This window comes from Cupriavidus sp. KK10 (genome assembly GCF_018223725.1).
Classification (GTDB): domain Bacteria; phylum Pseudomonadota; class Gammaproteobacteria; order Burkholderiales; family Burkholderiaceae; genus Cupriavidus; species Cupriavidus necator.
Genome location: NZ_CP073677.1, coordinates 809140 through 829989 on the forward strand (window position 1 = coordinate 809140; position 20850 = coordinate 829989).

Consider the following 20850-nt stretch of genomic DNA (forward strand, 5'->3'; position numbering starts at 1 on the left):
TGAAGAAGCCCCGCTCCGGCGGGGTTTTTTGTTGCCGCGCGCTTGACGCACCGCAGTACCTGGGCAAGTGCCTTGCGCTACGCTGTGCGGGTGCTGACAAGAGGAGTCCCCATGCATTCCATCACCGAAATCCAGGCATCGCCGCAGGCCTTGTCGCCGTCGCGCCGCTATGACCGGCTGGCGGTGTGCTTCCACTGGGCGGTATTCCTGCTGGTGGCGCTGGCCTATGCCGCGATCGAGCTGAAGGGCAGTTTTGCCAAGGGCACGCCGCCGCGCGCGCTGGCGATGACGGTCCATGAATGGGCGGGCGCTCTGGTGCTGGTGCTGGCGGTGCCGCGCCTGCTGTGGCGCCTGGTGCGCGGCGCGCCTGCGCTGGAGCCGGGCGCGCGCTGGATGCAGTTGGTCGGCGAGGCCATGCACTGGGTGTTTTACCTGTATATCCTGGCCCAGCCGCTGCTGGGGCTGCTGGCGATGAACGCTGGCGGCCACCTGCTGGTGCTGCCTTCGCTGGGGATAGAAGTGCCAGCGCTGGTGGCAGCCGACCCGGCGCTGAAGGACACCGTCAAGGCAATCCACGAGACCCTGGGCACCGCCTTCTACCTGGTGATCGGGCTGCATGCGATGGCGTCGCTGTTCCACCACTACATGCTGGGCGACAATACGCTGCGGCGGATGTGGCGCTGAGCGCCGGCTCGCGTATTCAGGCGCGGGCGAACGGGTTGCGCTCGCCCAGCTCGTCCAGGTAGGCGTCGATGCCCTGGCGCTCGCGTTCCAGGAAGCGCTCGACGGCATCGGCAAAAGCGGGATGCGCCAGCCAGTGGGCCGAGCGCGTGGCCACCGGCAGGAAGCCGCGCGCCATCTTGTGCTCGCCCTGGGCGCCGCCTTCGAAGGTGCGTATGCCTTGCTCGATGCAGAATTCCAGCGGCTGGTAGTACGCGGTTTCGAAGTGCAGGCAGGCGTGGTACTCCAGCGCGCCCCAGTAGCGCCCGTAGAGCGTGCTGACTTCGGGCGTATCGTCATAGACCAGCAGCGAGCTGGCGATGGGCTGGCCCTCGCGCTCGGCGATCACCAGCAGCAGGTGCTGCGGCATGGCGGCGCCGATGCGCCGGAAGAAATCCAGGTTCAGGTAGGGCGTGGAATGGTGCTCGCGGTAGGTCTGGCGATAGCACCGGTTGAAGAACTTCCACGCATCGTTGTCGATCTGCGCGCCACGCAGGCGCCGGAAAGTGATGCCGGCCTGCGCCACCTGGCGGCGCTCGGCGCGGATGTTCTTGCGCTTTTTCTGCGACAGCGTGGCGAGGAAGTCGTCGAAGCTGCCGTAGCCGTCGTTGGTCCAGTGGAACTGCACGCCGTGCCGCATCAGCATGCCGGCCTGCTGCATCAGGGCGGCCTCGGCCTCGTCGGGGAACAGGATGTGCAGCGACGACATCTGGCTTTCGGCGGCCAGCGCCAGCGCCATCTGCAGCAGCAGGCGGCGCGCATGGGCGTCTTCGGCCAGCAGCCGCGCGCCGCGCACCGGCGTGAAGGGAATTGCCGCCAGCCATTTGGGGTAGTACTCGAGCCCGTTGCGGGCATAGGCGTCGGCCCAGGCCCAGTCGAAGACATACTCGCCATAGGAATGCGCCTTGGCGTAGAGCGGCATGGCCGCGGCCAGCCGTTCCGGGTGGCCGTCCTTGCCCGGCGCCCATAACGTCAGGTAGCGCGGGTTCCACCCGGTTTCGGCGCAGGCGCTGCCGCTGGCGTGCAGGGCATGCAGGAAGGCGTGCTTCAGGAACGGCGTGGCATCCGCGTGGTGCGCCACCAGGGCGTCCCAGGCGGCGGCATCGATCTCGCCCAGGTCGGAGATGATCTCGGTACGGTATTCCTGCGCAGGGTCGCCCGCCGCCTTGCGCTTGTGCTGTGCCGGCTGGCGCTGGTCCTTGCCAGGCACGCATGATTCAGACTGCATTGCACCAGTTTCCGTCTGTGGATCGAGCGAGTCTACCGGAAACGATGCGCCGTTGCTGTGCCCGCGGCAGGCGCGGGGCGGCCGTCGTAAAATGGAGCATCCTCGTCACCAGTGCTGCCGAGGCATCCCGGGATGCTTCAGGCGGCCCGCCTGCGCGCGGCATGGTCCGTCCGATAACCAAGGCCCGATATGAAGAACCCGTTTTTCAACCTGTATTCCCACGGCTTTGCGCGTGTCGCGGTGGGCGTGCCCGTCTGCCGGGTGGCCGACCCGGCCTTCAACGCGGCCGAGACCATTGCCCTGGCGGCGCAGGCGGCACAGCAGGGCGCCGTGCTGGTGGCGTTCCCGGAACTGGGCATCTCCGCCTATACCTGCGACGACCTGTTCCACCAGCGCGCGCTGCTGGACGCCTGCGAGGCGGCGCTGGCCACCATCGTCGAGGCCTCGCGCAAGCTGCCGGCGGCGCTGATCGTCGGCATGCCGCTACGGGTCGAGCACCAGTTGTTCAACTGCGCCGTGGTGGTGGCGCGCGGGCGTATCCAGGGCGTGGTGCCCAAGTCCTACTTGCCGAACTACTGGGAGTTCTATGAGGCGCGCCAGTTCAGCGCCGCCGACAACGCCGCGGTCGAGTCCATCCGGCTGCTGGGCCAGGACGTGCCGTTCGGCGCCGGGTTGCTGTTCGATGTCGAAGACATCCCCGACTTCCGCTTCCATGCGGAAATCTGCGAAGACGTCTGGGTGCCGATCCCGCCGTCGTCGTTCGCGGCGCTGGCCGGGGCCACGGTGCTGGTCAACCTGTCGGCCTCGAATATCGTGGTCGGCAAGGCCGGCTACCGGCACCAGCTGGTCTCGCAGCAGTCGGCGCGATGCCTGGCGGCCTACCTGTACACCTCGGCCGGCAAGGGCGAGTCCTCCACCGACCTGGCCTGGGACGGCCAGGCGCTGATCTGCGAGAACGGCGAGCTGCTGGCCGAATCCGAGCGCTTTGCCGATACCTCGCACCTGCTCTGCGCCGATATCGATGTCGAGCGGCTGTCGCGCGAGCGCATGCACCAGGTGACCTTCGGCCACTCGGTGCGCCGGCACAAGGCAGAAGTGGACAAGTTCCGTGTGGTGCGCTTCCCGCTCGACCTGACCCTGGAAAAATCGCTGCCGCTGGCGCGCAACGTGGCGCGCTTCCCGTACGTGCCGGCCGATCCGCGCCAGCGCGACGAACGCTGCATGGAGGTCTACAACATCCAGGTGCAGGCGCTGGTGCAGCGCCTGTCGGCCAGCAAGATCAGCAAGGTGGTGATCGGCGTCTCGGGCGGGCTGGATTCCACTCACGCGTTGCTGGTCTGCGCCAAGGCGATGGACCGCCTGGGCCTGCCGCGCGCCAATATCCTGGCCTACACCATGCCGGGCTTTGCCACCAGCGACCGCACGCTGCTGCAGGCGCGCCAGCTGATGCAGATGGTGGGCTGCACCGCGACCGAGATCGATATCCGCCCGTCGTGCCTGGCCATGCTGAAGGACCTGGGCCACCCGTACGCCGCCGGCGAGAAGGTCTATGACGTGACCTTCGAGAACGTGCAGGCCGGCGAGCGCACCAACCACCTGTTCCGGCTGGCCAACTTCCACCATGCCATCGTGATCGGCACCGGCGACCTGAGTGAACTGGCGCTGGGCTGGTGCACCTATGGCGTGGGCGACCACATGTCGCACTACAACGTCAACGCCAGCGTGCCCAAGACGCTGATCTCGCACCTGGTGCGCTGGGTGGCTGAGACCGGGCAGGTGGGCGAGGGCGGTTCCGACGTGCTGCTGGCCGTGCTCGACACCGACATCAGCCCCGAGCTGGTTCCGGGCGACAGCAACCACGGCCCCGAGCAGAAGACAGAGAGCACCATCGGCCCGTATGAGCTGCAGGACTTCAACCTCTACTACACGCTGCGCTTCGGCTTCACGCCGTCCAAGATCGCCTTCCTGGCGCTGCACGCCTGGGGCGACCGCGAGCGCGGCGTATGGCCCAACGGCCCGCATGTGGTGCGCAACCAGTACGGGCTGCCGGAGATCAAGCGCAACCTGGCGATCTTCCTGGACCGCTTCTTCCGCACCAGCCAGTTCAAGCGCTCGTGCATCCCGAACGCGCCCAAGGTGGGCTCGGGCGGATCACTGTCGCCGCGCGGTGACTGGCGTGCGCCGAGCGATTCAGAGTCGGTGGTGTGGCTGGCGGACCTGGAGAAGGTGCCGGATTGATGACCGTTTCTTGCCGATAAGAAAAATGGCCCGCATCGAGCGGGCCATTTTTCTGACTGCGTGATTGTCATGGCGCCGGGCCGGAAACCAGTTTCAGCCCCACCACGCCACCCAGGATCAGCGCGATGCAGCCCATGCGCGCCAGCGATGCGGGCTCGCCCAGCCAAAGCATCCCGAGCATCGCGGTGCCCGCCGCGCCGATACCGGTCCACACCGCATAGGCCGTGCCCACCGGCAGCACGCGCAGCGACAGCGTCAGAAGCAGGATGCTGGCCATCCCGGTGGCGACCGTATAGACGCTGGGCCAGAACCGGCTGAAGCCGGCCGACCATTTCATGCCGAAGGCGAAGGCGATTTCAAGCAGGCCGGCAACGGCCAACAGGGTCCAGGACATCTCTCAGGCGGCCAGCAGGCGATGCGTGAACAGGCTGTGCAGCGTGCGCACGAACAGCACCACGATCGCGGTCGTCAGCACCAGCAGGATCAGTCCCGCCAGCCAGGCCAGCACGGCGGACTGCTCGTGCCCGGCGTACTTCAGCGCCGCGTTCGATAGCGCCGCCATCGGGAAGCTGATGGCCCACCACGACGGCGCGAACGGCGCCGGGCGGCGGAACACGCGCCACGACAACAGCAGGAACAGGAACAGGCCGAAGTAGAACAGCATGCCGGCGAACATGTCGACGCTGCCGGTCATATTGACGTAGGCCAGGAAGCCCACCTCGAACGGCGCGATCAGGATGATCAGCGACGGCACCATGCCGGCCGGTAGCGGATCGTGGTGGATCAGGCGCGAGATGATCATGGTGAAGAACACCAGCGCGATCACGGTGCCGACGCCGACGGCGAGCAGGTTGACTTCATGCGCCCAGGCCATCGGCATGGTGCCGCCGGCCACGGCGATGTCCAGTGTGGCCACGCCGGGGATCAGCCACGCCGGCACCACGTTCGCCGCCTCGGTCCGGCCGTGCAGCAGCCGCCCGGCGATGACAAAAGTCAGCCCCACGGTGATCACGGTGCCGAGCGTCCAGATCGTCTGGCCCAGAGTCTCGTGATGCGCGCCGACCACCGACGACAGCAGCAGGATCGCAATCGCGATGGTGCCGAAGAAGTTGCCGGCGACGGGGTGGCTGAACTCGGCCCTGACCGCGTCCGGGTAGCGCAGCCACTTGGCCAGGTAGCCGGCGGCCAGCGCCAGGAAGGCGAGCACCGCGACCACGCCAACCGCGTTGCCAATGACGGGGCTGACGCCGAATGCGGAGCCGGCGCCGCGCCATGCCATGGACAGGCCAGACAGGCCCATGACGGCGCCGAACAGGTTGACCGGAAGGTGTTTCACCGAGCTGCGCGGCGCCGGCAGGGTGGCCGCGGGATGGGCTGCAAGAGTCATAGGGGTGGGTCTGCTTTTCAGTGGGGGCGCCGGCTTGGCGTGCCTGGCGGGAGGGTTGCCGGGGCCGCGTCCTGGATCGGACGGGGCCTGGTGAAAGGAATTATGGTTGCCGCTCTTGCTGGCCGAAAGGCGCTAGACACGTCAAATCCAGCCAAACCAATCGCGATGTCTGCCAGCGCCCGCGCAGCGCCGGAATTCCTGCCTAGACTGCGCCCCGGTTCTGATCCGTAGTGAGAGGAAAGACAGGAATGACTAGACGAAACATGAAAAGAGCCAGCATGGCTGGATTGCTGCTGGCGTGCTGCCTGGGCCTCGCGGCCTGCATCCAGGCGCCGATCCGGCGCCACGAAGGCGAACCCGTGCGGCACGGGCAGGGCGGCGCACGCGAGCATGTCGACGGGGTCGATATCTGGATGCGCGGCGAACCGCCGCGGCCCTACGAGGTGCTGGCCTACACCAGCGTGGAAACGCCGGAAGGCTGGATCGGCGAACGCTTCCTGCTGAAGCGGGTGGCCAGCCGCGTGCGCGAAGCGGGCGGCGACGCTGCGCTGCTCGGCGACCAGCGCAGCCGAGTGGTCGCGCTGCAGCGCGCCGGCAGTCACACCGCGCTGGCGGAGTCGCAGCGCATCGTCGAGATCACCATCGTGCGTTACCGCTGACCCTCCGCGCTGGCGGAATCTGCCTAGACTGCCAATATCAGCCACGCGCCAGCCAACCGCCGGCCACCGCCCCGGTCCCCTGCCTTGCTGCCATGAAGATTGCCGTCGTTGCCTTCCCCGGCTTCCAGATGCTGGACCTCGCCGGCCCCATTGACGTGTTCCACGAAGGTGCCCGCCAGGCCGGGCAGCCTGACGCCTACCAGTTCGAGATCATCGCGCCGGTCCCGGGTCTGCTGACTGCCTCCAACGGCATGCGCGTCGAGCCGGACGCGACGCTCGATACTTGCAGTGACGATATCGACACGCTGCTGGTCGCAGGCGGCCCGGGGTTGCGGCAGCAGCAGCAGGACGAGACCGTCAGCGCTTGGCTGGCACGGCAGGCCCGGACCGTGCGGCGGATGGGGTCGGTCTGCTCCGGCGCGATGGTGCTGGCGCATGCGGGCCTGCTTGACGGGCGCAGCGTCACCACGCACTGGAACACCACCGACCGCCTGGCTCGCTTGTTTCCGGGCGTCCAGGTCGAACCGGACCGGATCTATGTCAAGGACGGCAACCTGTACACCTCGGCCGGCGTGACCGCGGGCCTGGACCTGGCGCTGGCTCTGGTCGAGGAGGATTTCGGCCGCGCCGTGGCGCTGCGCGTGGCGCGCGAGCTGGTGATGTTCCTCAAGCGTCCGGGCGGGCAGTCGCAGTTCAGTGCCCACCTGGCGGCGCAGACCGCCGAGCGCAACGCGATCCGTGAGGTGCAGGGCTGGGTGGTCGAGAACCTGGCGGGCAACCTGTCGGTGGAGGCGCTGGCGGCGCATGCCGGCATGAGCGCGCGCAACTTTGCCCGCATCTTCAAGCAGGAATGCCAGGTGACGCCGGCGGATTTTGTCGAGGCCGCGCGCATCGATGCCGCGCGTCGGCTGCTGGAGGGCTCGCGCCATCCGCTCAAGCGCGTGGCGGCGCTGGCCGGCTTCAGCGATCCGAACAACCTGCGCCGCGCCTTTTTGCGCCGGGTCGGGGTGGCACCGTCGGACTACCGGCGCCGCTTTCGCGGCGAGGCCTGAGCAAGTGCTGTGCACAGGGCTTGCACAGGCTTTGCACAGGTTTTCCGGTCTGGTATCCACAGGGTTGTCCACAGCCTTGGGCGCCGGCGGGCCGCCACGCGGTGCGCACTGGCGAACGTTCTGGCCGCGCCGGGCGAGGGATAGCGGGGAATACGTGGCGCCAATGACTGGTAAAATGCCAGCCGGAGAGCGCCGCGACCGCGGCGATGCGCCGCCAGGCGCGTGAACAAACGATAAACAGGGGCCAGTCATGAAGCAGATTACCGCCATCATCAAACCGTTCAAGCTCGACGAGGTGCGTGAAGCCCTGGCCGACGTCGGCGTGACCGGGCTGACGGTGACCGAAGTGAAGGGATTTGGCCGCCAGAAAGGGCATACCGAGCTCTACCGTGGCGCCGAGTATGTGGTCGACTTCCTGCCCAAGATCAAGATCGAAGTGGTGGTGGCCGAGAACCAGCTGGACACCGTGCTGGACGCCATCGTCAAGGCCGCCCACACCGGCAAGATCGGCGACGGCAAGATCTTCGTCACCGAGATCGAGCGCGTGATCCGCATCCGCACCGGCGAGCAGGACGAAGCCGCGGTCTGAGCCACGGGCCAGGACAGAAAGACGCCGCCTTGCGAGGCGGCGTTTTTGTTGGCGGGGTGGCGTTCAGCTGGGCAGCTTCCACCCGTAGCGCACCGACACCAGCCGCATGGCGATGATCGCCACTGCCCCGGTCAGCAGCGCCGCTTCCTGCTGCACCGCCAGCCAGCTCATGCCGACATAGATCCAGCAGCCGATAAAGGAGCAGGTGGCGTAGGGCGAGCGGTCGCGCAGGATCATCGGCACCTCATTGCACAGCACGTCGCGCACCACGCCGCCGAACACGGCCGAGATGATGCCCATCATCACCGCCACGGTGGGCGTCATCTGCGCCACCAGCGCCAGCGAGGCGCCGGTCACCGAGAACAGCCCCAGCCCGATCGCGTCGGCCACGATCATGGCCCGGTCCGAGGCCACGCGGCTGACCACGCGCAGCACGAACGAGGCGCCGAACGACATCACGAAGATCAGCAGCACGTAGCCTTCGTGGTCGACCCAGTAGAACGGGCGCCGGTCCAGCAGCACGTCGCGCACGGTGCCGCCGCCAAAGGCGGTGGCAAACGCCACCACGAAGGTGCCGACCACGTCCAGGCGCTGCTTGCGCGCGTCAACCACGCCCGAAACCGCAAAGGCGAGCACGCCGATCACCTCCATGATGTGGAGGATCAGGGGCAGCCGCCCCATCAGCAAGTCAAGCGGAACGTGCATCCGCGGCGAGGCGTCAGGTGCGCGGCTGGCGCAGCAGCACCATCAGTGCGCCGGCGCCGCCTTCGGCCTCGCGCGCCTGCACGAAGGCGAGCACTTCTTCCTTCTGCACCAGCCAGCTGCGCACCTTGCCCTTGAGCACCGGCTGCTTGTCGGGCGAGCCCAGGCCCTTGCCGTGGATCACGCGCACGCAGCGCACGCCGTTGCGCACCGAGCGGCGCAGGAACTCGGCCAGCGCCTCGCGCGCCTCGTCGCTGCGCAGGCCGTGCAGGTCGACCTTGTCCTGCGGCACCCATTCGCCGCGGCGCAGCTTGCGGATCACGTCCATGCCGATGCCGGGCCGACGGAACGACAGGGTCTCGTCGGTTTCCAGCAGGCTTTCCACGTCGAAATCATCGGACAGCGAGGCCGCCAGCACCGCTTCGTCGTTGCGGCGCGACTGCACCGGCACCGGGGCGGGCTTGCTGGCGGGCACGGGGGCGCGGTTGCGGTCGCGCAGCTGGCTGACCTGGCCCACGCTGGTGCGGAAGACGTCGGCCTCCTCGCGGGCGCGCTGGGCGGCCTGCTCGGCGGCCACGCGCTCGGTTTCTCGGCGCTCGGTATCGGCCTTGAGGGTGTCGCGCAGCCTGGCAAGGTCGTTCAGGCCGAATCGTTGGGGCGGTCGGTCGGGTTTGCGGGCGCCGTGCGTCATTGAGAATCTCCGGGGGCTCGGCGCCGATTATATCGACTGGCGGGGCAGCAGGAGGGCGGCACGAGGTGCCAAAGGGGACGCGCCGGCGGGCCGTGACGGCCCGGCCGGCGGAGGGAGCTGTGCTTACTTCAGGGCTTCGACAAAGCGCTGGGCGTCCAGCGCGGCCATGCAGCCCGTGCCGGCGCTGGTGATGGCCTGGCGGTAGACATGGTCCTGCACGTCGCCGGCGGCAAACACGCCCGGCACGCTGGTGGCGGTGGCGTCGCCCTGCAGGCCCGATTTGGTCACCAGGTAGCCGTTTTCCATGGCCAGCTGGCCTTCGAACAGGTCGGTGTTGGGCTTGTGGCCGATGGCGATGAACACGCCGGCCAGCTTCAGGTCCTCGGCCTGGCCGGTCTTGGTGCCGCGGACGCGGATGCCGGTCACGCCGGATTCATCGCCCAGCACCTCGTCCAGCACGCTGTCGTAGCGGATCACCACGCGGCCTTCCTTTTCGCGCTGCAGCAGGCGGTCGACCAGGATCGGCTCGGCGCGGAAGCTGTCGCGGCGGTGGATCACGGTGACCTTGCTGGCGATATGCGACAGGTACAGCGCCTCTTCCACGGCGGTGTTGCCGCCGCCGACCACGGCCACTTCCTGGTTCTTGTAGAAGAAGCCGTCGCAGGTGGCGCAGGCCGACACGCCGCGGCCCATAAAGGACTCTTCGGACGGCAGGCCCAGGTACTGCGCCGAGGCGCCGGTGGCGATGATCAGCGCATCGCACGTATATTCACCGGCGTCGCCGATCAGGCGGAAGGGGCGGGCCGGCTGGCCGTTGTCGTCCACCAGCTTGGCAGTGTGGATGTGATCGAAGATGATTTCGGTCTTGAATTCCTCGGCGTGCGCCAGCAGGCGTTGCATCAGTTCAGGACCCTGGACGCCCTTGGCATCGCCCGGCCAGTTCTCGACGTCCGTGGTGGTCATCAGCTGGCCGCCCTGTGCCAGGCCGGTGATCAGCACCGGCTCCAGGTTAGCGCGGGCCGCGTAGACCGCGGCGGTGTAGCCGGCGGGACCAGAACCGAGAATCAGCACTTTTGCGTGTTTTGCCATGATGCGTTCCTGTGGCCGGTGCGGCATGCTGCCCACCGGCATTGCTCGAAAGCGACATTATAAGAGGAGCCGCATTTGCTCACTGTTGCAAATTCCAATGAGTGCGATAGTCTCGGGCCACGTTAAAATGGCCGCCACGATGACCGTCAGCCACCCGGTGAGTGACCACTGACCGATGCCGGCATCGGCCCGAAACGCATCCGGAATCACCTTACACGCGAGTCTTAACCAGGCATGGCCCGAGCTACCACGACCACCCGCACCGATCCCTCAGCCTTGCCATCCCGCATCGGCAAACTGCTGGGCGAGGTCCGCTGGTTTCTGCTGCTGGCCGTCACGCTGGGCTTCCTGTGCGTGCTGGCCAGCTACAGCAAGACCGATCCCGGCTGGTCGCATGCCAACCAGGTGGCCGATATCCACAACCTGGGCGGCCGCGTCGGCGCCTGGGTGGCCGACGTGCTGTTCTTTATCTTCGGCTTTTCCGCCTACTGGCTGGCGGTGCTGCTGGTGCGCCGCTGCTGGCGCGGCTGGCGCACGCTGACCGCCGAGCTGCCCGAGCGCGCGGACCACGGCCTGCACCGCCAGGGCGTGACCGTCAGCTGGATCGGCTTCGGGCTGACCCTGTTCTCCAGCATGGGCCTGGAGGCGATCCGCATGTACCCGCTGCGCGCCGCGCTGCCGCGCGCGCCGGGCGGGGTGCTGGGCGATCTGCTGGGCGGCTGGCTGCAGGTGGCGCTGGGCTTCACCGGCGCGACCCTGCTGCTGTTGCTGCTGCTGGCGATCGGGCTGTCACTGTTCTTCCATTTCTCCTGGCTGACCGTGGCCGAGCACGTCGGCGGCTTTGTCGAGACCCTGTTCCTGGGCTTCAAGGCCCGCCGCGAGAGCAAGCAGGACCGCATTATCGGCGAGGCCGCCAAGACCGAGCGCAAGGAAACCGTCGAGGTGCAACGCGTGCGCATCGAAGAAGCAGCGCCGGTGCAGATCGTGCGCCCGCAGGCGGTGCCCAAGCATGAGCGCGTCGAGCGCGAGAAGCAGCAGCCGCTGTTCGCCGATATCCAGGACTCTGACCTGCCGCCGCTGTCGCTGCTGGACCCGATCCCGCCGCACCAGGAAACCGTCAGCGCCGAGACCCTGGAATTCACCTCGCGCCTGATCGAGAAGAAGCTCAAGGACTTCGGCGTCGAGGTCAAGGTGGTGGCGGCCTACCCGGGCCCGGTCATCACACGGTATGAGATCGAGCCCGCCACCGGCGTCAAGGGCAGCCAGGTGGTGAACCTGGCGCGCGACCTGGCGCGCTCGCTGTCGCTGGTGTCGATCCGCGTGGTCGAGACCATCCCGGGCAAGAACTACATGGGGCTGGAGCTGCCCAACCCGAAGCGCCAGACCGTGCGCCTGTCGGAAATCCTTGGTTCGCAGGTCTACAACGAGAGCGCGTCCAGCCTGACCATGGCGTTGGGCAAGGACATCGCCGGCAAGCCGATGGTGGCCGACCTGGCCCGCATGCCGCACTGCATGGTGGCCGGCACCACCGGCTCGGGCAAGTCGGTCGGCATCAACGCGATGATCCTGTCGCTGCTGTACAAGGCCAAGGCGGAAAGCGTACGCCTGATCCTGATCGACCCGAAGATGCTTGAAATGAGCGTCTACGAGGGCATCCCGCACCTGCTGTGCCCGGTGGTGACCGACATGCGCCAGGCCGGCAATGCCCTGAACTGGGCCGTCGGCGAGATGGAGCGCCGCTACAAGCTGATGAGCAAGCTGGGCGTGCGCAACCTGGCCGGCTACAACAAGAAGATCGATGAGGCCGCGGCCCGCGAAGAGAAGATCCCCAACCCGTTCAGCCTGACCCCGGACGCCCCGGAGCCGCTGGACCGGCTGCCCACCATCGTCATCGTCATCGACGAGCTGGCCGACCTGATGATGGTGGTCGGCAAGAAGGTGGAAGAGCTGATCGCCCGCATCGCGCAGAAGGCGCGCGCGGCCGGCCTGCACCTGGTGCTGGCCACGCAGCGCCCGTCGGTGGACGTGATCACCGGCCTGATCAAGGCCAACGTGCCGACCCGGATCGCGTTCCAGGTCAGCAGCAAGATCGACTCGCGCACCATCCTCGACCAGCAGGGTGCCGAAGCCCTGCTGGGCATGGGCGACATGCTCTACCTGGCGCCGGGCACCGGCTTGCCGGTGCGCGTGCACGGCGCCTTTGTGTCGGACGAGGAAGTCCACCGCGTGGTGGAAAAGCTCAAGGAATCCGGCGAAGCCAACTACATCGAGGGCATCCTCGAAGGCGGCCTGACCGAGGACGCCGGCGGCGGCGACGGGTTTGGCGGCGGTGCCGGCATTGGCGGTGGCGGTGGCGAGGCCGATCCGCTGTACGACCAGGCAGTCGAGGTGGTGCTGAAGAACCGGCGCGCGTCGATCTCTCTGGTGCAGCGCCACCTGCGCATCGGCTACAACCGTGCCGCGCGGCTGCTCGAAGACATGGAAAAGGCCGGCATGGTCTCGGCCATGTCGGGCAACGGCAACCGCGACATCCTGGTGCAGGGCGCGGGTGCTGCCCGCGAAGATGACTGAGCGCCGCTCGCGCAGCCCTCGTAATATCCGGTTACCCGCCGACGTGCGGTGCGCGGAATCCCCGGGCCGCCGGCGGCTCTAAAAGGACAGGTTGCCCGTGCCCGACGCGGCGCAGGCAACGCACCTACAACTACCAGGACCCGAACCATGCGAAACCGCATCCTCGTGTCGGCTTGCGCCGCGCTGGCGATGTTTGCCCTCCAGGCGCCGGCCCATGCCGCCGCCACCGACCAGTTGCAGAGTTTTGTCACCGGCGTGAAGAGCGCGCGCGGCGAGTTCACGCAGCGCCAGGTCAAGGGGCAGGGCGCCAACGGCAAGGTGACCGGCACCTCCAGCGGCACCTTTGTGTTCTCGCGCCCGGGCAAGTTCACCTGGCGCTATACCAAGCCTTACGACCAGCTGCTGCAGGCCGACGGCCAGACCCTGTATATCTACGACAAGGACTTGAACCAGGTCACCGAGCGCAAGCTCGACGGCGCGCTCGGCTCCAGCCCGGCGGCGATCCTGTTCGGCAGCAATGACCTGGAAAAGAACTTCGTGGTCAAGAACGGCGCGACGCGCGATGGCGTAGAGTGGCTGGAGCTGACGCCCAAGGCCAAGGACACGCAGTTCGAGCGCATCGGCATCGGCTTCAAGGCCGGCAATCTTGAGGCCATGGAGCTGCGCGACGCGTTCGGCAACACCACCCTGCTGACCTTCACGGGCATGCAGAAGAACCCGCCGCTGGCGGCCGATGCATTCCGGTTCACGGTGCCCAAGGGCGCCGATGTGATGAAGCAGTGAGGCCCGCCATGAACGATCCGCAGGAAGGTCCCGCAGTCACCATCCGTTCCCGGCGCCGCCAGCGCGCCGTGCTGCTGGCCAGTGCCGGCGCGCTGCTGTTGGCGGCATGCGCCAGCAGCGGCGGCGGCGCCAGCAAGTTCGATGTCGATTCCTTCCTGCGCGCATCGGACTCGGCGTTGCCCGAAGTACTGGGCAATGGGGCCTTCCTCAAGGCCACGCGCGTGCCTGCCACCGACTGCGCGGTGATGCTGCAATCGGCCAGCACCGGCGTACTGGAAGACCTGCCGCCGAGCAGCAGCGCGCGCGGCCCGGCCTGGCTGTTGCACCCGAAGGACAAGCCCGGCGAGGTATGGCTGGTGGTCAGCGAGTCCGGCGGCGAGCGCACCTGCCACGGCCCGTTGCCGGCCGACGCCATGCAGGCGCTGGCCGCCCGGGCCAAGGGCTGAACCTGGGGCGCCGCCGTCAGTGCGGCTTGATGGCGATCTTCAGCACGCCGTCGCGCTGGTTGGCGAACAGGTCGTAGGCCGCGACGATGTCGTCCAGCTTGTACTGGTGCGTCACCAGCGCGCCCAGGTCGACGCGGCCCGACTCGATCACATTGATCAGCCGCCGCATGCGCTCCTTGCCGCCGGGGCACAGCGCAGTGTTGATCTTGTGGTCGCCCAGCCCTGCGGCGAAGGCCGACAGCGGAATGGTCAGGTCGCTTGAGTAGACCCCCAGGCTGGACAGCGTGCCGCCGGGCTTGAGCACGCGCAGCGACTGCTCGAAGGTTGCCTGCGTACCCAGCGCCTCGATCGAGGCATCCACGCCGCGCCCGCCGGTCAGCTTCATGACCTCGTCCACCACGTCGCAGTTGCGGAAGTTCAGGACCACGTCCGCGCCCATCTTGCGCGCGATCTCCAGCCGGTGGTCGTTGCCGTCGATGGCGATGATGGTGGTGGCGCCGCATAGCCGCGCGCCGGCGGTCGCGCATAGCCCGATCGGGCCCTGCGCGAACACGGCCACGGTGTCGCCGATGCGGATATTGGCGTTTTCCGCGCCCTTGAAGCCGGTGGACATGATGTCGGGGCACATCAGCACCTGCTCGTCGGTGAGGCCATCGGGGATCGGCGCCAGGTTGGCCTGGGCGTCGGGCACCAGCACATATTCCGCCTGGGTACCGTCGATCATGTTGCCGAAGCGCCAGCCGGCGGTCGCCTTGTAGCCGTGGCAGCCGCACTGCCCGCTGGCCATCAGGTAGCTGCCATCCTGCGAGGCCACGCCGTCCTGCGCCGCGTACGAGTTGAAGTTGGGGCAGATTGCGCCGGCGATCACGCGCTGGCCTTCGCGGTATCCCGTAACCGCGCTGCCGAGCTTTTCGATGATGCCGACGGGTTCATGGCCCACGGTCAGGCCCTTCGCCACCGGGTACTCACCCTTGAGGATGTGCACGTCGGTGCCGCAGATGGTGGTGGTGGTGATACGCACCAGGGCATCGTTGGGGCCGATATCCGGGATGGGCTTGTCTGCCAGTTCGATCCGGCCAGGCTCGACAAAAACGGCGGCTTTCATCATTGCGGTCATGCGTTGCTCCCAGGGAAGGCGCAAGGGGATGCGCGGTGGGTGGAGTGGGGCGGGATGTTGCCGGCCCGCTTACTCACTGATAGCACGCATGGGTTATAGCCCGGTTTATCCAGATCAAGCCGAGGCCACACGGAAAATGTGCACAATACATGGCAATCCGGCAAAAGTTTCATATCGGTGTGCAAGGAAGCTGAACGCTGCGGTATGCCGCGGGTCCCAGCGTCCTCATACTCGCCATACCCATCAGGAGAACAACATGATTGCGATGCGAACTATCCTCTGCTGGACGCGCCAGGCCGCCACGCTGGCGGCGGGCGGGGTCCTGCTGGCAGCCTGCGCGGCGCAGCCGCCGGCGCCCGCGCCGACCGGCCCGCAAGGCGCGCGTGGCACGCCCGAGGGCTGTGCCGCCGACAAGCTGGCCGACGATGCCCTGGTCGGCAAGACCGAGGCCGAGGTCATCGGCCTGCTGCAGGGCTGCGCGTGGCGCCTGGGCGAGCGCGACGGCCAGCAGTTCCCCGGCACCATGGACTACAACCCGCAGCGCCGCACCCTGGGCGTCAAGGCCGGCAAGGTAGTCTGGGTGCGCCGCGGCTGAGGCCGGGCGCGCATCCTGCGGGCATTGATCTGTCAACTGCCGCCAACATGACGGAATTGTAATTTGACGGTCTGAACAAGAATCAATATTGTTTCCCGCTGACCGGAATCCAATAACCGGGCGGCCCCGGGGTGCCCGGCGGCTGCCCAAACCATGCTGGGGAGCCATCCGCGTGAAGACCACTATCCGAACCTTGCTGCCGCGCGCTGCGGCGCTGGCCCTGCTGACCCTGCCGCTCGCCGCGGCGGCGCAGGAAAAGGTGCTCAACCTCTACACCGCGCGGCACTACCAGACGGACGAAGCGCTGTACACCAACTTCACCAAGCAGACCGGCATCAAGATCAACCGCATCGAAGGCCAGGAAGACCCGCTGCTGGAGCGCATCCGCAATGAAGGCGCCAACAGCCCGGCGGACGTGTTCATCACGGTGGATATCGGCCGCCTGTGGCGCGCCCAGCAGGCTGGCGTGTTTGCGCCGGTAAAGTCGAAGGTGCTGGAATCGCGCATCCCGGCCAACTACCGGGACGCCAATGGCGAATGGTTCGGCTTCTCGGCGCGCGGCCGCGTGATCGCCTACAACAAGACCGCGGTCAAGGCTGGCGATATCGCCAGCTATGAAGACCTGGCCGATCCCAAGTGGAAAGGCAAGGTCTGCACGCGTTCCAGCGGCCATGTCTACAACCTGTCGCTGGTTTCCAGCCTGATCGCCCACGATGGCGAGGCACGCACCGAGCAATGGGCGCGCGGCGTGGCCGCCAACCTGGCGCGCGTGCCCAAGGGCGGCGACACCGACCAGCTCAAGGCGGTTGCCGCCGGCGAATGCGACGTGGCCATTGCCAACACCTACTACATCGCGCGCCTGCTGAAGTCGACCAAGCCGGAAGACAAGGCCGTGGCCGACAAGCTGGGCGTGCTGTGGCCGAACCAGTCGAGCCAGGGCGTGCACATGAATGTCTCGGGCGGCGGCATGCTCAAGCATGCGCCCAACAAGGAAGCGGCGGTCAAGTTCCTGGAGTACCTGGCCAGCGACGAGGCCCAGCGCTACTTTGCCGACGGCAATAACGAATGGCCGGTGGTGCAGGGCGTGAAGGTCAGCAACCCGGCGCTGGAAGCGCTGGGCACGTTCAAGTCCGACACCATCAACGTGGCCGAACTGGGCAAGTACCAGCCGCAGGCACAGAAGCTGGTGGACCGCGCCGGCTTCAAGTAAGCCGCCACGGCCTTTACAGCAGGGCGGTTCCTGCTACAGCAGGAACCGCTTGTTCCCCGTCACCTGCGTCGGCTCCAGCTTGCGGAACGTCAGCTTCACGCTGCTGTTGAGCCGCCGCCCCGCCTGTCGCCGCACCAGTGCCCGGTGCAGCAGGCCCTTGTGGCCGACCGTGCCTTCGGCATAGGGCTGGTCCGAGGTCCCGCCCAGCGCCATCGCGGCCAGTGCCTGGTTGCGTTCGGCCGCACTCTTTTCCAGCAGCTTGTCCAATGCCATGCGTGCGCGCACCTGCGCCGCCAGCGCGGTGTCGCCTGGATTGGCGCGGGCGCGCTCGGCATCCCACGGCAGCTGCACCTTGCCGGCAAGGCGGCGCAGCGCGGCGCGCAGTTCGGCGCCATCCATCCGGGTTTCCTGCACGATCCAGACGGCGTCATGGCGCAGCACCGCTTCGGCATCGGCCATGCGGCGCACCAGCGCGGGCTGCAGCTCGGGCGACGAGAACTGCCGCGCGCGGCGGATCGCGTTGAGCGCGATGCGGCGCACCTGCGGGTTGGCGTGATCGAACAGGTCAGCGATGACGCGCGCGGCCGTGTCGGCCGAATCGACCATCTCCGCCAGCTGGCCGGCCAGCGAGACTTCTTCCACGCCGCTCAGCTTGTTGCGGCTGAGCCGGTTCAACTTGAACAGCAGGATGTGATATCGCAGCATAGGTTCTTGCGCGGCAGGCATGCCGCTGTTCGCTCCCGGGCGAACGCCGGGCCATAAAAGGCTATCGGCGCGCAGCGGTGCGACTTTAGCGCAGGAACGGCAAGGGGCGTAAGTTCAGTGCTGCGCTTCGCGCCGGATCGTGCGCGACAGCACGATCACCGGCAGCAGGCCCACGGCCACGATCACCAGCGAGGCGGTGGCGGCCTCGGCCAGGCGCTCGTCGGCAGCGAGGTTGTAGGCCTGCACGGCCAGCGTGTCGAAATTGAACGGGCGCATCACGAAGGTGGCCGGCAGCTCCTTCATCACGTCGACAAAGACGATCAGTGCCGCCGTCAGCAGGCTGCCGCGCAGCATCGGGAAATGCACGCGCCGCAGCGTGGCGCCGGGGCCGTGGCCCAGGCTGCGCGCGGCGGCGTCCATGCTGGGCGTGATCTTGCCCAGCCCGGCATTGACGGTTTGCAGCGCCACGCCCAGGAAGCGCACCAGCAACGCATAGACCAGCGCGGCGATGCCGCCGGTCAGCAGCAGCCCCACTGAGAGCCCGAACTGCTGCTGCAGCCAGGCCGACAGCGCGTTGTCGAGCCGCGCCACCGGCACCAGCACGCCCACAGCAATGACCGAACCCGGCAGCGCATAACCCATGCCGCACAGCCGCGTCAGGCCGCGCATCAGCCAGCTGCGCTTGCCGTTGACCGCGCGCGCGGCGTAGCCCACCGCCAGCGCGACCGCCACCGCGGCCAGCGCGGTGGCGCTGGCCAGCAGGAAGCTGTTGCGCACCAGCCCGACAAAGCGCGGGCCGAACTGCGCATCGCCGTCGGAGAAGGCCATGCGGCACAACATCAGCGCGGGAATCAGGAAGCCCAGCAGCACCGGCACCATGCATACGGCCAGCGCCAGCCAGCCGCGCCCGCCGTCCAGCGTCCAGGCCACGGCGCGGCGCTGGTTGCCGTAGACCTGCGCGCGGCCGCGGCTGGCGCGCTCCATCAGCAGGATCGCGGCGACGAACAGCAGCATGCATGCCGAGAGCTGCGCCGCGGCGTTCTTGTCGCCAAGCGAAAACCAGGCGCGGAAGATGCCGGTGGAGAAAGTCGGGATGGCAAAGTAGGCGACGGTGCCGAAGTCGGCCAGCGTTTCCATCATCGCCAGCGCGGTGCCGGCAACGATGCCGGGGCGCGCCAGCGGCAGCACCACGCGCCAGAGCCGGCTCCAGGTGCCGTGGCCGAGCAGGCGCGCGGCCTCCAGCGTGTTCTGGGTCTGCTGCAGGAAGGCGGCGCGCGCGGTCAGGTAGACGTAGGGGTACAGCACCAGCGAGAACAGCGCGATGGCGCCGCCCAGCGAGCGGATATCGGGGAACCAGTACTCGCGCGCCTTCCAGCCGGTCAGCTCGCGCAGCCAGCCCTGTACCGGCCCGGCAAACTGCAGCGCATCGGTGTAGGCATAGGCGATGACGTAGGCGGGCATCGCCATCGGCAAGACCAGCGCCCATTCCATCACGGTGTGCCCCGGGAAACGGTAGGTCGATACCAGCCAGGCGGTGGTCACCCCCAGTAGCAATACCCCCACGGCGACGCCGCACAGCAGCCAGACGGTATTGAGCACGTATTCCGCCAGCACCGTGTCGATCAGGTGGCGCCAGGTGTCGCCGGCGGGCAGCAGCACGGCCGAGGCGATCACCAGCACCGGCACGGCGATCAGCAGCGCCATCACCAGGGTGGCCAGGGTAAGGGGATGGAAGCGGCGGCGGCTGGACAGGAGCATGCGTCGGAAAGTGGGCGGAAGTGCCGCGCGCAGCGTGCGGGCTGCCGCATTCTAGCAATGTGGGGCACCCTTTCGCCCCGAAAGTCGGTCCCGGCCCCCGGCTGCGTCTTTATAATGCGCACATGCGAACCGATTCCTATTCACGCTTACCCGGCGCCCAGGCCCGCAGCCGGCCGGCGACCCGCGCAGGCGTTGCTGACGTCACTGGCGCCGGCGCCGCTGTCATCGAGGTGGACCATATCCGTCACGCCTTCGGCCGCCATGCGGTGGTCAAGGGACTGTCGTTCTCGGTGGCGCGCGGCAATATCGCCTGCCTGCTGGGGCCCAGCGGCTGCGGCAAGACCACGGTGCTGCGCGCCATCGCCGGTTTCGAGCCGCTGCAGGACGGCCGCATCGTGCTGGACGGGCAGGTCGTGTCGTCTTCCGGGGCGATGCTGGCGCCGGAGCAGCGCCGCATCGGCATGGTGTTCCAGGACTATGCGCTGTTCCCGCACCTGGACGTGGCGGCCAACGTGGGTTTCGGCCTGGTGCGGGCCAGCCGCGCCGGGCGCGCGGCGCGCGTGGACGAGGTGCTGCAGCTGGTCGGGCTGGCCGGTGCGGGCCGCAAGTATCCGCATGAGCTGTCCGGCGGCCAGCAGCAGCGCGTGGCGCTGGCGCGCGCGCTGGCACCGCGCCCGGAACTGCTGCTGCTCGACGAGCCGTTCTCCAACCTCGACGTCGACCTGCGCGAACGCCTGAGCCTGGAGGTGCGCGCGATCCTGAAGGCGCAGGGCACCACCGCGATCCTGGTCACGCACGACCAGCACGAGGCCTTTGCCATGGCCGACGAGATCGGCGTCATGCACGACGGGGTGATCGAGCAGTGGGGCAGCGCGCACGACCTCTACCACCGGCCGACATCGCGCTTTGTCGCGGGCTTTATCGGGCAGGGCGTGCTGATGGCGGGGCGGCTGCGCGGGACTGCGGAGATTGAACTGGAACTGGGCCTGCTGCGCCCCGCGGCGCCGCTGGCGCTGCCCGCGGGCGCCGCCGTCGACGTGCTGGTGCGCCCCGACGACATCATCCACGACGACGCCAGCCCGATGCGCGCCGAAGTGGTCCACAAGGCCTTCCGCGGCGCCGAGATCCTGTACACGCTGCGCCTGGCCAGCGGCAGCCGCGTGCTGGCGCTGGTGCCGTCCCACCACAACCATGCCGTGGGCGAGCGTATCGGCATCCGTGTCGAGATCGAGGACGTGGTGGCATTTGCCGCGTAGCCTGCCACGCAAGGGCAGGGCGCCGATGGTCTACACTGTGGCGTTCTGCATTCA

20 protein-coding genes are annotated in these 20850 nt (G+C 67.9%); 11 read left to right on the forward strand and 9 right to left on the reverse strand.

The features are described 5' to 3' along the window. The first annotated feature begins 111 nt into the window (after positions 1–111). Positions 112–684 (forward strand): cytochrome b, encoded by a 573-nt coding sequence (locus tag KB879_RS03990; RefSeq protein WP_153954859.1) that lies wholly within the window; start codon positions 112–114, stop codon positions 682–684. Between the two features lie 16 nt (positions 685–700). On the opposite strand, the gene KB879_RS03995 is transcribed toward KB879_RS03990, so the two are convergent. Next, positions 701–1948, reverse strand: a complete 1248-nt coding sequence (locus KB879_RS03995; protein ID WP_153954858.1) for a GNAT family N-acetyltransferase — start codon at positions 1946–1948, stop codon at positions 701–703. Between the two features lie 189 nt (positions 1949–2137). Here KB879_RS03995 and KB879_RS04000 point away from each other — a divergent pair, with 189 nt between their 5' ends. Next, a complete protein-coding gene (locus KB879_RS04000; protein WP_013955802.1) occupies positions 2138–4186 on the forward strand; it encodes an NAD(+) synthase in 2049 nt (682 codons plus the stop codon). Between the two features lie 67 nt (positions 4187–4253). Here the strand turns inward: KB879_RS04000 and KB879_RS04005 are convergent, their stop codons facing one another. Both KB879_RS04005 and KB879_RS04010 read right to left on the reverse strand, forming a co-directional pair. Beyond that, a complete protein-coding gene (locus tag KB879_RS04005; RefSeq protein ID WP_153954857.1) occupies positions 4254–4580 on the reverse strand; it encodes a multidrug efflux SMR transporter in 327 nt (108 codons plus the stop codon). Positions 4581–4583: 3 nt separating this feature from the next. After that, positions 4584–5573 (reverse strand): SLAC1 anion channel family protein, encoded by a 990-nt coding sequence (locus KB879_RS04010; protein WP_153954856.1) that lies wholly within the window; start codon positions 5571–5573, stop codon positions 4584–4586. Positions 5574–5836: 263 nt separating this feature from the next. Here KB879_RS04010 and KB879_RS04015 point away from each other — a divergent pair, with 263 nt between their 5' ends. From KB879_RS04015 to glnK, 3 genes are all read left to right on the forward strand, one after another. Continuing rightward, positions 5837–6232 (forward strand): hypothetical protein, encoded by a 396-nt coding sequence (locus KB879_RS04015; RefSeq protein WP_249221250.1) that lies wholly within the window; start codon positions 5837–5839, stop codon positions 6230–6232. Between the two features lie 92 nt (positions 6233–6324). After that, positions 6325–7284: a GlxA family transcriptional regulator gene (locus KB879_RS04020; RefSeq protein WP_153954854.1), complete on the forward strand. Its 960-nt coding sequence runs from the start codon at positions 6325–6327 to the stop codon at positions 7282–7284. A gap of 250 nt (positions 7285–7534) precedes the next feature. Next, positions 7535–7873, forward strand: coding sequence for a P-II family nitrogen regulator (gene glnK, locus KB879_RS04025; RefSeq protein ID WP_006162803.1), 339 nt, complete (start codon positions 7535–7537; stop codon positions 7871–7873). A gap of 63 nt (positions 7874–7936) precedes the next feature. Here the strand turns inward: glnK and KB879_RS04030 are convergent, their stop codons facing one another. The 3 genes from KB879_RS04030 to trxB all read right to left on the reverse strand — a co-directional run bounded on the left by KB879_RS04030 (position 7937) and on the right by trxB (position 10355). After that, positions 7937–8578 (reverse strand): trimeric intracellular cation channel family protein, encoded by a 642-nt coding sequence (locus KB879_RS04030; RefSeq protein ID WP_013955807.1) that lies wholly within the window; start codon positions 8576–8578, stop codon positions 7937–7939. A gap of 13 nt (positions 8579–8591) precedes the next feature. Then, positions 8592–9266: a Smr/MutS family protein gene (locus tag KB879_RS04035; RefSeq protein ID WP_013955808.1), complete on the reverse strand. Its 675-nt coding sequence runs from the start codon at positions 9264–9266 to the stop codon at positions 8592–8594. Positions 9267–9389: 123 nt separating this feature from the next. Continuing rightward, complete coding sequence (trxB, locus tag KB879_RS04040; RefSeq protein ID WP_010813000.1) at positions 9390–10355, reverse strand: thioredoxin-disulfide reductase; 966 nt, start codon at positions 10353–10355, stop codon at positions 9390–9392. Positions 10356–10589: 234 nt separating this feature from the next. Between trxB and KB879_RS04045 the strand changes: the two genes are divergently transcribed. The 3 genes from KB879_RS04045 to KB879_RS04055 all read left to right on the forward strand — a co-directional run bounded on the left by KB879_RS04045 (position 10590) and on the right by KB879_RS04055 (position 14155). Then, the gene (locus KB879_RS04045) at positions 10590–12926 is read left to right on the forward strand and encodes a DNA translocase FtsK (RefSeq protein WP_153954853.1); all 2337 of its coding nucleotides are present in this window, start codon (positions 10590–10592) and stop codon (positions 12924–12926) included. A 147-nt stretch (positions 12927–13073) separates the two neighbouring features. Beyond that, complete coding sequence (gene lolA, locus KB879_RS04050; protein ID WP_153954852.1) at positions 13074–13709, forward strand: outer membrane lipoprotein chaperone LolA; 636 nt, start codon at positions 13074–13076, stop codon at positions 13707–13709. 8 nt (positions 13710–13717) lie between these two features. After that, entirely contained in the window at positions 13718–14155 is a 438-nt protein-coding gene (locus KB879_RS04055; protein ID WP_013955811.1) for a hypothetical protein, read from the forward strand. A 16-nt stretch (positions 14156–14171) separates the two neighbouring features. Here KB879_RS04055 and KB879_RS04060 read toward each other — a convergent pair whose 3' ends face one another. Further along, positions 14172–15272: an NAD(P)-dependent alcohol dehydrogenase gene (locus KB879_RS04060; protein WP_211980811.1), complete on the reverse strand. Its 1101-nt coding sequence runs from the start codon at positions 15270–15272 to the stop codon at positions 14172–14174. Positions 15273–15528: 256 nt separating this feature from the next. Between KB879_RS04060 and KB879_RS04065 the strand changes: the two genes are divergently transcribed. Next, entirely contained in the window at positions 15529–15867 is a 339-nt protein-coding gene (locus KB879_RS04065) for a hypothetical protein (RefSeq protein ID WP_013955813.1), read from the forward strand. 172 nt (positions 15868–16039) lie between these two features. Beyond that, the gene (locus KB879_RS04070; RefSeq protein ID WP_211980812.1) at positions 16040–17077 is read left to right on the forward strand and encodes a Fe(3+) ABC transporter substrate-binding protein; all 1038 of its coding nucleotides are present in this window, start codon (positions 16040–16042) and stop codon (positions 17075–17077) included. A 33-nt stretch (positions 17078–17110) separates the two neighbouring features. Here KB879_RS04070 and KB879_RS04075 read toward each other — a convergent pair whose 3' ends face one another. Then, a complete protein-coding gene (locus tag KB879_RS04075; RefSeq protein WP_211980813.1) occupies positions 17111–17782 on the reverse strand; it encodes a hypothetical protein in 672 nt (223 codons plus the stop codon). Between the two features lie 114 nt (positions 17783–17896). Then, positions 17897–19540 carry an iron ABC transporter permease gene (locus tag KB879_RS04080; protein ID WP_153954849.1) on the reverse strand — a complete coding sequence of 548 codons (1644 nt, stop codon included), beginning with the start codon at positions 19538–19540 and terminating at the stop codon, positions 17897–17899. 122 nt (positions 19541–19662) lie between these two features. Here KB879_RS04080 and KB879_RS04085 point away from each other — a divergent pair, with 122 nt between their 5' ends. After that, positions 19663–20796 carry an ABC transporter ATP-binding protein gene (locus KB879_RS04085; RefSeq protein ID WP_013955817.1) on the forward strand — a complete coding sequence of 378 codons (1134 nt, stop codon included), beginning with the start codon at positions 19663–19665 and terminating at the stop codon, positions 20794–20796. The last annotated feature ends 54 nt before the right edge of the window (positions 20797–20850 follow it).

Coding starts and splice junctions, on each gene's coding strand:
- KB879_RS04075 (WP_211980813.1), bottom strand. CDS start 17,782: ATGCTGCGATATCACATCCTGCTGTTCAAGTTGAACCGGCTCAGCCGC.
- KB879_RS04005 (WP_153954857.1), bottom strand. CDS start 4,580: ATGTCCTGGACCCTGTTGGCCGTTGCCGGCCTGCTTGAAATCGCCTTC.
- KB879_RS04020 (WP_153954854.1), top strand. CDS start 6,325: ATGAAGATTGCCGTCGTTGCCTTCCCCGGCTTCCAGATGCTGGACCTC.
- KB879_RS04030 (WP_013955807.1), bottom strand. CDS start 8,578: ATGCACGTTCCGCTTGACTTGCTGATGGGGCGGCTGCCCCTGATCCTC.
- KB879_RS03995 (WP_153954858.1), bottom strand. CDS start 1,948: ATGCAGTCTGAATCATGCGTGCCTGGCAAGGACCAGCGCCAGCCGGCA.
- glnK (WP_006162803.1), top strand. CDS start 7,535: ATGAAGCAGATTACCGCCATCATCAAACCGTTCAAGCTCGACGAGGTG.
- KB879_RS04085 (WP_013955817.1), top strand. CDS start 19,663: ATGCGAACCGATTCCTATTCACGCTTACCCGGCGCCCAGGCCCGCAGC.
- KB879_RS03990 (WP_153954859.1), top strand. CDS start 112: ATGCATTCCATCACCGAAATCCAGGCATCGCCGCAGGCCTTGTCGCCG.
- KB879_RS04055 (WP_013955811.1), top strand. CDS start 13,718: ATGAACGATCCGCAGGAAGGTCCCGCAGTCACCATCCGTTCCCGGCGC.
- KB879_RS04045 (WP_153954853.1), top strand. CDS start 10,590: ATGGCCCGAGCTACCACGACCACCCGCACCGATCCCTCAGCCTTGCCA.
- KB879_RS04015 (WP_249221250.1), top strand. CDS start 5,837: ATGAAAAGAGCCAGCATGGCTGGATTGCTGCTGGCGTGCTGCCTGGGC.
- KB879_RS04010 (WP_153954856.1), bottom strand. CDS start 5,573: ATGACTCTTGCAGCCCATCCCGCGGCCACCCTGCCGGCGCCGCGCAGC.
- KB879_RS04060 (WP_211980811.1), bottom strand. CDS start 15,272: ATGACCGCAATGATGAAAGCCGCCGTTTTTGTCGAGCCTGGCCGGATC.
- lolA (WP_153954852.1), top strand. CDS start 13,074: ATGCGAAACCGCATCCTCGTGTCGGCTTGCGCCGCGCTGGCGATGTTT.
- KB879_RS04080 (WP_153954849.1), bottom strand. CDS start 19,540: ATGCTCCTGTCCAGCCGCCGCCGCTTCCATCCCCTTACCCTGGCCACC.
- KB879_RS04035 (WP_013955808.1), bottom strand. CDS start 9,266: ATGACGCACGGCGCCCGCAAACCCGACCGACCGCCCCAACGATTCGGC.
- trxB (WP_010813000.1), bottom strand. CDS start 10,355: ATGGCAAAACACGCAAAAGTGCTGATTCTCGGTTCTGGTCCCGCCGGC.
- KB879_RS04065 (WP_013955813.1), top strand. CDS start 15,529: ATGATTGCGATGCGAACTATCCTCTGCTGGACGCGCCAGGCCGCCACG.
- KB879_RS04000 (WP_013955802.1), top strand. CDS start 2,138: ATGAAGAACCCGTTTTTCAACCTGTATTCCCACGGCTTTGCGCGTGTC.